We start from the raw sequence: 12,334 nt of genomic DNA on the forward strand, positions 1-12,334 counted from the left end.
CTACCGCCGAAACCCCCAACAGGTCATTCAACCATCAAGGTAATCCACCAACGCTTGAACCACCAAATTACCGGGAAGCAGGAGACCTTTCCGAAATTAAACATCGGGGACTTATTCGATTCGTCAGTATTGTCGGCGACACCCAGGAAACTTTACCGAGAAACAACATCGTCAATCAGACACACTTGCTGCTAGCGAAAGAGCTCGCGGCGAGGTTAAATTTGCCCTTCCAGTGGCTGACCTGCGACTCGATGCGGCAATGCATAGAAATGGTTGACCGCGGAGAAGCGGATGTAATCGCCGGCAACCTGACTGCCAGCAACATATATGCGAAGCCCCTCAGGCTCACCATCCCCATATTGCATGCGCCGGCGGTGCTCGTTGCAGGAGTAAATGGACCCGATGTCAGCGATGTCAAAAACTTGAAAGACGTAGAGATTCTTGCCATCGCCGGTAGTGCCGCGGTGCAGATCGCACAGGAAATTGCCAACAACAACCCGGGGGCGAATATTTCAGTCAAAAAGGTAAAGCTTCCCCTCCAGCGGGAGGAGTTATTTGACGCACTGACTACAAATCCTAAAGCCGTAACGATCCTGCACAGGTCAGCGGTTAAAGAGTTCCAACAATACAGAAAAGATATTGTATTGGGCGCGGACGTCACCGGTCCGTTGGATATCGTATGGGGCGTACGGAAAAACTCTCCCAAATTACAACACCGCATCAACAACTTCCTTACCCGAATATTGATTGTTGCGGATGAAGACCGGAACTCAGACTGGAGCTCGATAAAAAAATCTGGCCTGCTGCGTTTCGCAACCTATAACGGCCCCACCAGCTATTTTTTGTGGCGCGGCGTGTTGATGGGGTTCGACTATGAAATGGCCAAAGCATTCGCCGACAGGAACAACTTACAGCTCAAAATTATCGTCGTGCCACACGGCGAGAACCTGGTCGACTGGGTCATTGACGGACGTGCAGACATGGCCGGAGCCTCGACTACCATAACCGATGCGCGCAAGAGAAAGGGGGTGGATTTCAGCACCCCGTTCATAGAAACGCCACAGCAGACCATCAGCAATCGCAACAAGCCAAAAATAGAGACCCTTGAAGACCTCCGAGGGCGTACCCTGACCGTTCACCCCTTGTCCGCCTTCGTCGAAACCGCGAGCCTGTTGCGGAAAAGCGGTATAGACGTAAAGATAAATCTTGCTCCGCGGGGCATGTCGTTTGACGAGATCCTGGACAAAGTGGCCGACGGTGAATTTGATGCGACGATTGAAGACGCCTATCTCGCGGAAATTCATTCAGCGTTGCGACCAAGCCTGATCATCGGCGTTAAAGTCAGCGCTCCACTCCCCCAGGGCTGGATGGTAAAGCAAGGCAACCACAGCCTTCTGCAGCACATCAATGCGTTCATGGGGACGTTTCGCGACAGCAATAAATATCAAAATCTGCTCGCAACCTATTTCAAACCAGAAAAGCGCCATGTTGAAAAAATCAGGGCGAAAATAATCCCCGGAGAAGATATTTCTCCCTTCGACAAGACGGTCAAGACAACCGCTCTCAAATACGATATTGACTGGCGCCTGGTCATCGCGCAGATGTGGCAAGAAAGTAGTTTCAACCCAAAAGCAGAGTCTCCGGTCGGCGCCCAGGGGCTGTTACAGATAATGCCCCAAACGGGCCGGGATATGGGCTACCCCCCACCGCTTTTTGACCCCGACAAAAACATCAGGGCCGGGGTGAAATATCTCGACTGGCTGCGAAATCGATTTAGCGGACCACTACCACAGAGAGAAAGGCTCTGGTTCACCCTGGCCTCCTACAACGCCGGAGTTGGTCATTTGTATGACGCACAGCGGCTAGCGGACCATCTTGGACTGGATCGGAAAAAGTGGTTCGGCAATGTGGAAGTCGCCATGCTGAAGCTGTCGGAGCCTCGCTACTTCGAAAAGGCACGCTACGGCTACTGTCGCGGGTCTGAGCCAGTGGCTTACGTAAAAAAGATTAGTCAGCTTTACAAGGCCTATACCGACGTCGTTAGCGGGGATACCAGCTGGGTCCTACCCGACAACAGGGAGTGCCAATATGCTCCCCCACTGCTGCCAGGCCAACGTTGCCATGTGTATGGACGCTTCCTGAAAACCACCACAGATCAGATACAAATTACGCCGTGGCGCCCGGCGTATTGATTCTGCCCCAGCGTACCTCATTGCCCGCCGCCGGCAGCGCCGGAATATTCTGCGCGAGTAGCAGCGAGCCCGCAGCCATGGCAGCACCGCACCAGAACACCGCCGCCGGCGACACCAACCACATCAGGCCAAATGCCACCGGGATGATCACCGCGGCAATGTGGTTGATGGTAAAACTCACCGCCGCGGAGGAGGCGATATCCCGCTCATCGACGATTTTCTGAAAGTAGGTCTTGATGGCAATAGCCATGGAGAAAAACAGATGGTCGACGATGTAGAGCGCCGCCGCCGCGGTGGCAGTTTCCACCAGTGCGTAGCCACCAAACACCACTATCAGACCGATATATTCCACCGTCAGCGCGCGGCGCTCGCCAAAACGCACGATAAAGCGGCCGATCTTCGGTGCCAGATACAGGTTCAACAGGTGATTGGCAATAAACAGCTGGGCCACTTCCGCCACGCTGTAACCGAATTTTTCCACCATCAGAAAGCCGGCGAACACCACGAAGATCTGGCGGCGCGCGCCGCCCATGAAGGTGAGCGCGTAATACAGCCAGTAGCGCTTGCGCAGGATGATTTTCTTGTGCTGTACGTGGGGCTGGGGAAAGGCGGGAAACGCGAACCACAGTGCCGCCACCAGCGCCACGGTAATGCCGCCGCCGATCAGGTAAATCCAGGTGTAATCCAGCTGTAGTTTTTCCGCCGCGAGCCACACCAGACCGTAGGCCGCGAGCGAGGCAAAGGAACCGGCGGCCATAATGCGCCCGAGCCAGATGGCCGAGGTCTCTTTCGGCAGCCACTGCAGTGCCAGCGAGGTTTTCAGCGCTTCGTAATAATGGAATCCCACTGACATCAGCAAGGTGGTGCACAGCAACCCGATGGTGGAGGGAAAGTATCCGGTGATTGCCACCCCCGCGCCGGTGGCGATCAGCGAGATGAAGGCAAGTCGCTGCTCCCGCACCAGCAACAGCACAAACACCACGGTAAAGGCGAGGAAACCGGGGATTTCCCGCACACTCTGCAACAGCCCGATTTCCGCACCGGTAAAGTGCGCGCGCTCGATCACAAAATTGTTCAGCAGTGCCTGCCACACCCCGAAGGAAAGTGGCATGGCCAGCGCCAGCAGCAACAGCAGGATTTCCGGGCGGCGCCATTGAAAGGAATTCATCATGGGATTCAGAGCTCGGCCAAGGGTTGTATGTGAGAGTCTTATTTCGGGGTACTAGTCATGTCGCCGTGAAATTTAAGCCTGCGCAGCGCGCCGCTGTACCAGGCAAGCGCAAATGCCACCAGGCTGAAAATACCCGCCCACAGCAGGGTGGTGAGCGGCGCAGAAAATTCACTGATCACCCCCGCCGCCAGCGCGCCGATAGCCGCGGAGCCGAACAGGGACAACTGGTAAATGGAGATGATCCGGCTGCGCACCTGCTCCGGCGCCAGCAGCTGGACGATGGCGCGCCCGAGCCCGGCGGAGGCCGCGGCCACCGCGCCCCAGCAGGCGCACAGCAGCATCAGGCCGAAAGGCGTGGGGCCAAAGCTGATGGCGATCAGCAGCGCCGCGCTGTACAGCAGGCACATCAATACACCGCGCCCGGGCTGATTTCCCTGGCCGCGGCGCAACATGGCCACGGTGGCAATCACCGTTCCCACCACGAACGCGATCTGCAGGGTGGCGTAATAGCTGGCACCGCGGTCGTAGCTGTCTGCCATCAGTGGCAGCACCACCAGAAACACGCCGATATGCACCAGGCCGTTGAACCCCACCAGCAGCACCAGCTCGAGAATTGCACGGCTGTTGCGCACCTCCGCAAAGCCCTCCAGCAGCGCCGAGGGTAGCTTCTGCGAGACCTGTTGCGGCGTGGGGCCGGAGTGACGCATGGAGAAGAAAAACAGCGCGGCGAAGCCGAGGGTGCACACCTGGATCATCAGCAACGGCTCCGCGCCCCAGTGATCGAAGCGACTGGCCAGCAACATTCCCACCGCCTGCCCACCGTACTGGGCGAGCATCATCCAAGTCACGGTGTTCTGCACCCGCGCCTCACTCAGCTTGCCGGCGCCGTCTCCCGGCTTGCGCGCACAGCGCTGTACCAGATTGTCCCGCGCCGGCTGCAGAAAAGCAGTACACACCCCGAGGCTGACACCGTAGGCAAGCAACAGCAGCAGGGTCGGCACCCGCTCCAGCAACCAGATCGCCAGCAGCGCGTGACACAGGGCGAGCCCTATACAGGAAAGCGCTGCTACCCGCGCAGAGTCGAAGCGGTCGGCCAGGGCGCCGCCAAACAGCAAAAAAACCAGGTTTGGCAGCAGTACCGACGCCTGCACCCAACCCAGCTGCAGCGCCGGCAGGTCCATCAGGGAAACCGCGATCCACGGCAGCAGGATCACCTGCAGGCCGGTGGCCAGGGAGGTGCCGCTATAGCCGAGAAGGAAGGTTCGCAGTCGTGCCGCCAGTGCGGGAAATACCATTACAGAATCCGGAAACGGGTTAGCGTGCTATCGCCAGTGCGGCGTTGCGGGCGGCGGAGGTCCGCCCGAAGCGGGCGCTATTGTCACACAGTTTGTACGACTTCGGGGCGGGCGCGTCGCATGGGCCAGAAGCCCCGCAGCAGGCGACGCAGTTGCCGTTCGGCCGCGGCACTGTCGCCATAGGCGGCGCGCTCATAGGCCAGGGTAATCTGGCGGGCCATGGGGCCGAGCCGCGGCACTTCCCGCTCGATGCGGCGGGCGAAGTCCCCGGGAGCCTCGCCGGGATTGCGTGCAATCCCGGCACGTGCCATGCGCTGGCAGAAGCGCAGGTAGAGCCGGCTGGCCGCTGGCAGTGCCGGGCCGCGGCTGCTCAGATGCAACCACAGCAACAGAGCCAACAGCGCCAAAACCACCGGAACCCCCAGCAGCAGAGCCAGGCGCAGCGGCGACACCTCGCCGAGCAGTCGCGTCAGCAGTCCCTGTTGCCGGTCCCGATCAAAACTTACCACGGTCTGGTACCAGCGGTAATTGATCATGTCCCACTGCAGGCGCAGGCGGCTGATGAAGGCAATCTTGTGCAGGGGCAGCAGCGCGTCCTGCATGAATTCCTCGGCGGCGGCACTCTGCAAGCCGTCGCGGATACGCTCCGGGGCCACCGCGGCAGTGGGATCGACCCGCACCCAGCCGCGCCCCGGCAGCCAGATTTCCGCCCACGCGTGCGCATCGTACTGTCGCACCAGCAGATACGCCTGCTGTTCCACCCACTCACCGCCCTGGTAACCGGCCACCACCCGCGCCGGCACCCCGGCCGCGCGCATGGTAAACACGTAACTGCTGGCGAAGTGCTCGCAGAAGCCCTCGCGGGTGGCAAACAGGAAGTCATCCACGCTGTCGCTACCGAGTGCCGGTGGGCGCAGGGTATAGGTGAAACTGCGGTGGTAGAGGTCCAGCAGCGCCGCAGAAATCTGTTCGGCACTCATCCCCTCATCCAGCCGCGCCCGCGCCCAGGCCCGCGCCTCGGGGTTGCCCGCGCTGGGCAGCTGCAGGTGGCGGCGAAGTTCCGCGCTGCCAAGTGGCTCACTGCGGGCGAGCCCCTCCCGCGGCCAAGAGCGCACGTCATAGGCGAGACGGCTGCTCACCGGCATCCGGTACAGCAGGGTGTCATCGCCGGTGGTACGGACGCCATCGGTTTCCGAGTGCGGCCGCGCCATTGCAAACAGCCAGGGGGTGTGGCTCGCTTCCTGAATCACCTGATAGCGATAGCGCGGGCCCACCGCCGGCAGTGTGTGCTCACTTTCCGGGGTGTCGCCGTAATCCTCCGAGCGACTGCCGCGCCCCCGGGGCCAGCGTGCGGTTTGGTGGCCGAAATCCGGCTCACTCCAGCGTCGGCCGTCGAAGTGGGTGTACACCAACCCGCGCCAGTAGCGCTGCTCCGGCGGCGGCAACGGCCCGTCGAAGGCGATACGCAGGGCCGGCTTGTCGGATTTCGACAGTTCGCTGAAATCCCCCGGGCTCATGGAATCGCTGATCCCGGTGGACGCCTTGGCACTGTTCTGCGGTACCGCCCACAGCGGCCCCAGGCGCGGGATCACCACAAACAGGATCAGCATCACCGGCACCGCCTGTGCCAGCAGCTTCAGCGACAGGCCCAGCGCCCGCCCCGGCCGCGCGCTGCCCCTGCCCTGCTGCGCCGACAGCGCTGCAGTGATCAGCACCACACACAGCATGCCGTAGAGGGCATAGGGAATCGTCTGTTCGAACACGAACAGGGTAGCGGCGAGGAAATACGCCAGCATCAGGCTCAGCAGCGCGTCGCGCCGGCTGACCAGTTCGATGTTTTTCAGGGTGAATGACACCGCAAGTAGCGCCACCATAGGTTCCAGCGCAAACCAGCGCCGGTAACTGAGCGCCAGCCCCACAATCGCCAGCGACACCGCCAGCAGCTTCACCAGGCGCCCGGGCATTTCGCGGCGACCGCGAAATACTTCCAGCCGCCAGTAGACCGCTCCGGTCCAGGCGCCCAGCAACCACAGTGGCAAGTGGGAGAAGTGAGGTAATAACACTGCCAGTTGCGCGGCAAAGATCCACAGCAGGCTCTCACGCGGCAACAGGGAATTGAGCTGGCTGTGGCTGTGATCGTAAGCAGAACTCACTCGCGCACCCCCTGAACCGGGAACAGTGCCAGCAGACCGAGCAGATGGGCTTTGTGCGCACTGCCGAGACCCGGCGCCACGGTCTGCCCCGGCAGGCGCAGGCCGTAGGGAACCTGGGCGCGCTCCGCCTCCAGTACCCAGGCGCAGAGATTGCTGAGGCGGGTTTCCACATCACGCCCTGCGAGCAGGTCCCAGTCCAGCCACAGGCGCACATCGCTGCCGGAGGCGTACTCCTTGCTGTAGAGATCGCGGCCACCGGCGTACTGCTTCCAGGCCACGTGACGCAGGGAGTCACCGGGCTGATAGTGCTTGAGGCCGGCGAAGTCATCGCCACTCGGGGAGTGTGCCACCTCCTGTTCGCCGTCACCGGCACTCGCACCCACCGGCAGTGGGCCGGCGGATTTCGGCTGCGGGTAGACCAGGAACTCCACGTCCAGGTCCACCCAGCTCCAGCAGCGGAACAGCCCGAGCGGAAAACGGCTTTCCACCAGGATGCGCGGTGCGCGCACCCGGCCGCGCCGTACCAGCGGCAGGTCGAGGCGGATCTCGCGCCCATCGCGCCCCTCGGTCACATCCACCACCACGCCCTCCTCCGGCGGCCAGGCGAGCCTGACCCGCTCGTGATGGCGCTTGCCGGTTTTGGTGAGGTCGAAGCGCGCCTCGCCGAAATCGCCGGCGAACGCCGGTGCGGTTTCGAGCAATCGCAGTTTCAGGCCGGAAAGGTTGGCAAAAGTGTGTACCGGCAGCACCACGAACAGGCCAACCAGCAGAAATGTCAGGGCAAACACCAGGTTGTTTTCGTAGTTGGTGCCGAGCAGCCACAACAGCGCGATCAACAGCAGGAAGCCCATACCGGCCAGGGTGGGAATGACGAACAGTTTGCGGTGGTTGAGGATGACGCTGGTTGCCGCGGGGGCGCGGCGATCGAGCCAGCGAAGCCAGCGCGTGTGGAACAAACGCCGCCACGGGTTCGTGTTGTTGGCGACTTCTCGGTTGGCGGATATTTTCCCGAGCACTCTATTCACACCCTGTTATCTGCCCATCCTGCACACCGTCCGACTTCAGGCGGCGATGATGTCCACCTGGTGCATCATACGATCCACCAGTTGCGCGCCGTCGCCACCATCACTCTGCAGGCGATGGCCGGCCACAGCGGGCAGTACTGCCTGCAGGTCCTCCGGCAACAGGTGGCCGCGGTTGTGAATCAGCGCCCAGGCGCGGGCGGCGTGCAGCAGCGCCAGGGCACCGCGCGGCGACAGACCGACGGCGCACTCGGGGCTGTGGCGACTGTGCTGCACCAGGCGCTCGAGGTAATCCAACAGGGATTCCGACGCCTTCACCTGCCCCACCAGGGACTGCAGTTTGCGCAGGCCCTCGCTGTTGATGCGCGGCTTGAGCTGAGCGAGCTGGGCGCGCGGGTCGACACCCTGGAACAGTGCGCGCTCGGCTTCCCTGGTGGGGTAACCGAGGCTGATACGCATCAGGAAGCGGTCGAGCTGGGATTCGGGAAGCACGAAGGTGCCGGACTGTTGCAGGGGGTTCTGGGTGGCGATGACGAAAAAAGGTTCCGGCAGCCGGCGGGTTTCGCCGTCGATACTGACCTGGCGCTCTTCCATGGCTTCCAGCAGTGCGCTCTGTGTTTTGGGGGAGCTGCGGTTGATTTCGTCTGCCAGTAACAGCTGGCTGAAGACGGGACCTTCGTGAAAACGGAACTGCCCGGACTCGCGCTCAAAAACACTGACGCCGAGGATATCCGCCGGCAGCATGTCGCTGGTGAACTGCACCCGTTTGTAGGAAAGCCCCAGGACCTGGGCAAGTGCGTGGGCCAGGGTTGTCTTGCCCATGCCCGGCAGGTCTTCGATCAGCAGGTGGCCGCGGGCCAGCAGGCAGGCCAGTGCAAGTTTTACCTGATGTTCCTTACCCAGCAGAACTTTGCCGATATCGGCGACGATGGCGGAGATAATTTTTTGCACGGCAAATCCATTACTGCTCGGTTTTTCTTCACTAGCTATTAATGATAGGCCCGCAGTAAGCGGGCACTATCCAATTCGCCACATTCCGCGCCATTGTGACCGCTTTACGCCAGTGACGACAAGCCTCGTGCCAGATCCGCCTTGAGATCTTCAACATTTTCCAGGCCCACAGAAATACGGATCAGGTTTTCCGTAATGCCCGCGCGCGCCTTGTCTTCTTCGCTCAAACGGCCGTGGGTGGTGGTGGCCGGGTGGACGATGGTGCTCTTGGCATCGCCGAGATTGGCGGTGACGGAGAAAATCTTGCACGCGTCGATCACCTTCCACGCCGCCTCGCGCCCGCCTTTGACGGTGAAGCTGAACACGGCACCGAAGCCGCTCTGCTGGGCAGCCGCGAGCTGGTGGTTGGGGTGGCTGGGAAGGCCGGCAAAATTGACCTTTTCCACCTGCGGCTGTTCGTTCAGCCACCAGGCGATATCCAGAGCGCTGTTGCAGTGGGCCTGCATCCGCAGCTTCAGGGTTTCCAGGCCTTTCAGGAAAACCCAGGCGTTGAACGGGCTCATGCTGGGACCGCAGGTACGCAGGAAGATGACCACTTCATCCATCACTGCTTTTTTGCCGACGACCACACCACCGACACAACGGCCCTGGCCGTCGAGGAATTTGGTGGCGGAGTGCACCACGATATCCGCGCCGAGTTCCAGCGGGCGCTGCAGCGCCGGCGTGCAGAAGCAGTTGTCCACCACCAGCTGCGCGCCGGCGCTGTGGGCGAGATCCGCCATGGCGCGGATGTCCGCGACCTCGCACAGAGGGTTGGACGGGGTTTCCATAAACAGCAGCTTGGTATCGCCATCCAGTGCGTCTTTCCAGGCCTGCAGATCGGTGAGGTCGACAAAGGTAACCTTGACGCCGAACTTGACCATGTAACGGGTAAACAGCGCAGTGGTGGTGCCGAACACGCTGCGGGAACAGATGACCCGGTCACCGCTTTTCAGCAGCGCCATACACAGACTCAGGATCGCGGCCATGCCGCTGGACGTGGCAACCGCAGCCTCACCGCCTTCCATCGCGGCAATGCGCTGCTCGAACATGCGCACGGTGGGGTTGGTGTAGCGCGAGTAGACGTTGCCGGGGGATTCCCCGGTGAAGCGCGCAGCGGCTTCTGCCGCGGAGGGAAAGACGTAACTGGAAGTGGTGTAGATAGGCTCTGAATGCTCGCCTTCCGCCGACCGGCTCTGGCCTGCACGTACCGCCAGAGTTTCCAGCGCGTAGCCGTCGTCTTCAAACATGGATTAACCGTCCCGGGTCTGAGTGATTGGTGACGGCAATCTTACCCCATGAACAAGTACATCGCAGAACAGAAACAAATTCCGAAAACAACTCGGCCCACCATTTGGTGGGCCGAGGTATCAGCGAAACAAATCGTTCGGAAAGTTACATCGGGCTCTGCTTGCCCTTGCTTTCCTTGGCATTGTCATTGCGCGCCGCGTGCAGGCTGTTGAGGTATTCCTCGGTCACATCGCCAGTGATGTACTCACCGTCAAACACCGAATTCTCAAACTGCTTGATCTCGGTGTTGCCTTCGCCGGAGGAAACAATCAGATCCGGCAGGTCCTGATAAATCAGCCAATCCGCACCGATTTCCTCACGCACTTCTTCGGTGGTGCGGTCGTGGGCTACCAGCTCGGTGGCAGACGGCATGTCGATACCGTATACGTTCGGATATTTCACCGCCGGCGCTGCGGAAGCGAAATACACCTTGTTGGCACCGGCATCGCGCGCCATCTGGATGATCTGTTTACAGGTGGTACCGCGCACAATGGAATCGTCCACCAGCAATACATTCTTGCCGCGGAATTCCAGCTCGATCGGGTTCAGTTTCTGGCGCACAGACTTCTTGCGCTGCTTCTGGCCCGGCATGATGAAAGTACGGCCGATATAGCGGTTCTTCACCAGACCTTCACGGAATTTCACTCCCAGGCGGTGTGCCACCATCTGGCCCGCAGAGCGAGAGGAATCAGGAATCGGGATGACCACGTCGATATCGTGATCCGGGCGCTCGCGCAGGATTTTCTCTGCCAGGTGTTCGCCCTGACGCAGGCGCGCCTTGTGTACGGAAACCCCATCCATGATGGAGTCCGGACGGGCAAAGTACACGTGCTCGAAAATGCACGGGCGCAGCTGCGGGTTTTCCGCACACTGCTCGGAATGCAGGGTGCCATCCAGCTCGATGTACAGACACTCACCCGGCGCCACATCGCGCACCAGGGTGTAACCCAGTACGTCGAGGGCCACGGATTCGGAGGCCACCATATATTCGGTACCCTGATCGGTTTCACGCTTGCCGTAGACCAGCGGGCGGATACCGTTGGGGTCGCGGAACGCCACCACACCGTACCCGACGATCATCGCCACACAGGCGTAGCCGCCGCGCACGCGTTTGTGTACTGCGCGCATCGCAGTGAAGATGTCTTCGGCCTTGGGCTGGAGTTTGTGCAGTTTGTGCAGTTCGTGGGCAAAAACGTTGAGCAGAACTTCGGAATCGGAGTCGGTATTGATGTGGCGCAGGTCCTGCTGGAAGATCTCCTCGCTCACCTCTTTCACATTGGTGAGGTTGCCATTGTGAGCCATGGCAATGCCGTAAGGGGAGTTGACGTAGAACGGCTGCGCCAGTGCCGGGCCAGAGCTGCCGGCGGTCGGGTAGCGCACATGGCCGATACCGAAGTTGCCGGTGAGGCGCTGCATATGGCGCGCGCGGAACACATCCCGCACCAGGCCGTTTGCCTTCTGCTGGTTCAGGCGGTCGCCATCACAGGTGACGATACCCGCGGCATCCTGGCCCCGGTGCTGCAGCATGGTGAGCGCGTCATACAACTGCAGATTGACGTCACTCTTGCCAACGATTCCAACGATGCCACACATACTTCAGATAACCCCAGTCGTTTCGAAATGGTCAAGGTGATCGTGTGCTGCCTCCTGCAGACCTACGATCAATCAAATTGCCCTGCGAAGAAATCCTTGATCGCGCCTGCCGCTTCGCGCGCGCGATCCTCAAATGTGAGAAAGCGAGGTATTAGCGTCGATTCCTGCCACCATTGGTCCTCTTGCACCGGCGCCAGCGCCGGGGCAAAGATCAGCAGTGCCATCACTATGATGCCGCCGCGAAACAGACCGAACACCATACCCAGCACCCGGTCGGTTCCGGAAAGGCCGGTGGCCTCCACGAACGCGGACAGGGTCATATTCAGGCCGGCACCGGCCAGCAGGGTAGCGATGAACAGAATGGCGAAGGCGGCAATGGCCTGCAGTGACGGTGTATCGACAAGGTTGGAGAGGAGTGGTGCCAGCTGGTCACGGAACATCATCGCCACCACGAATGCGGCCACCCAGGTGAGCAGCGACAGAACTTCGCGCACGAAGCCTCGGCCCAAGCCGATCAGCGTGGAAATGGCGACAATTGCCAGAATGGTCCAGTCAGCCCAGTTCATTCAACCCTACCTGCTACGCGGCGGCCGCCGCGAAGAGCGCGCATTCTAACTTACCGACCCGG

General features: G+C 60.8%; 9 protein-coding genes. 1 reads left to right on the forward strand and 8 read right to left on the reverse strand.

Annotated elements, in window-relative coordinates; genetic code table 11:
- A partial coding sequence (locus VIL80_RS15730; RefSeq protein ID WP_332037037.1) for a transporter substrate-binding domain-containing protein occupies positions 1-2,192 on the forward strand: 2,192 nt, incomplete at its 5' end.
- On the opposite strand, the gene VIL80_RS15735 is transcribed toward VIL80_RS15730, so the two are convergent.
- From VIL80_RS15735 to VIL80_RS15770, 8 genes are all read right to left on the reverse strand, one after another.
- Complete coding sequence (locus VIL80_RS15735; RefSeq protein ID WP_414684578.1) at positions 2,167-3,360, reverse strand: MFS transporter; 1,194 nt, start codon at positions 3,358-3,360, stop codon at positions 2,167-2,169. The genes VIL80_RS15730 and VIL80_RS15735 overlap by 26 nt on opposite strands.
- A 41-nt stretch (positions 3,361-3,401) precedes the next feature.
- The gene (locus VIL80_RS15740) at positions 3,402-4,658 is read right to left on the reverse strand and encodes an MFS transporter (protein ID WP_332037039.1); all 1,257 of its coding nucleotides are present in this window, start codon (positions 4,656-4,658) and stop codon (positions 3,402-3,404) included.
- An 83-nt stretch (positions 4,659-4,741) separates the two neighbouring features.
- Positions 4,742-6,811: a transglutaminase TgpA family protein gene (locus VIL80_RS15745; RefSeq protein ID WP_332037040.1), complete on the reverse strand. Its 2,070-nt coding sequence runs from the start codon at positions 6,809-6,811 to the stop codon at positions 4,742-4,744.
- On the reverse strand, positions 6,808-7,827 hold the full coding sequence (locus VIL80_RS15750) for a DUF58 domain-containing protein (RefSeq protein ID WP_332037041.1): 1,020 nt from the start codon (positions 7,825-7,827) through the stop codon (positions 6,808-6,810). The genes VIL80_RS15745 and VIL80_RS15750 overlap by 4 nt, the downstream gene beginning before the upstream one ends.
- A 45-nt stretch (positions 7,828-7,872) precedes the next feature.
- The gene (locus tag VIL80_RS15755; protein WP_332037042.1) at positions 7,873-8,784 is read right to left on the reverse strand and encodes an AAA family ATPase; all 912 of its coding nucleotides are present in this window, start codon (positions 8,782-8,784) and stop codon (positions 7,873-7,875) included.
- Positions 8,785-8,888: 104 nt separating this feature from the next.
- Positions 8,889-10,073, reverse strand: coding sequence for an O-succinylhomoserine sulfhydrylase (locus tag VIL80_RS15760; protein WP_332037043.1), 1,185 nt, complete (start codon positions 10,071-10,073; stop codon positions 8,889-8,891).
- 145 nt (positions 10,074-10,218) lie between these two features.
- The gene (purF, locus tag VIL80_RS15765; RefSeq protein ID WP_332037044.1) at positions 10,219-11,706 is read right to left on the reverse strand and encodes an amidophosphoribosyltransferase; all 1,488 of its coding nucleotides are present in this window, start codon (positions 11,704-11,706) and stop codon (positions 10,219-10,221) included.
- 68 nt (positions 11,707-11,774) lie between these two features.
- Positions 11,775-12,272, reverse strand: a complete 498-nt coding sequence (locus tag VIL80_RS15770) for a CvpA family protein (RefSeq protein ID WP_332037045.1) — start codon at positions 12,270-12,272, stop codon at positions 11,775-11,777.
- Positions 12,273-12,334: the final 62 nt, after the last annotated feature.

It is taken from the genome of Microbulbifer sp. (genome assembly GCF_036563125.1).
GTDB lineage: Bacteria > Pseudomonadota > Gammaproteobacteria > Pseudomonadales > Cellvibrionaceae > Microbulbifer.

Bases quoted from the DNA above. Each gene is read 5' to 3' on its own strand.
- VIL80_RS15735 (WP_414684578.1), bottom strand. From the start codon at position 3,360: ATGAATTCCTTTCAATGGCGCCGCCCGGAAATCCTGCTGTTGCTGCTG.
- VIL80_RS15760 (WP_332037043.1), bottom strand. From the start codon at position 10,073: ATGTTTGAAGACGACGGCTACGCGCTGGAAACTCTGGCGGTACGTGCA.
- VIL80_RS15740 (WP_332037039.1), bottom strand. From the start codon at position 4,658: ATGGTATTTCCCGCACTGGCGGCACGACTGCGAACCTTCCTTCTCGGC.
- VIL80_RS15770 (WP_332037045.1), bottom strand. From the start codon at position 12,272: ATGAACTGGGCTGACTGGACCATTCTGGCAATTGTCGCCATTTCCACG.
- purF (WP_332037044.1), bottom strand. From the start codon at position 11,706: ATGTGTGGCATCGTTGGAATCGTTGGCAAGAGTGACGTCAATCTGCAG.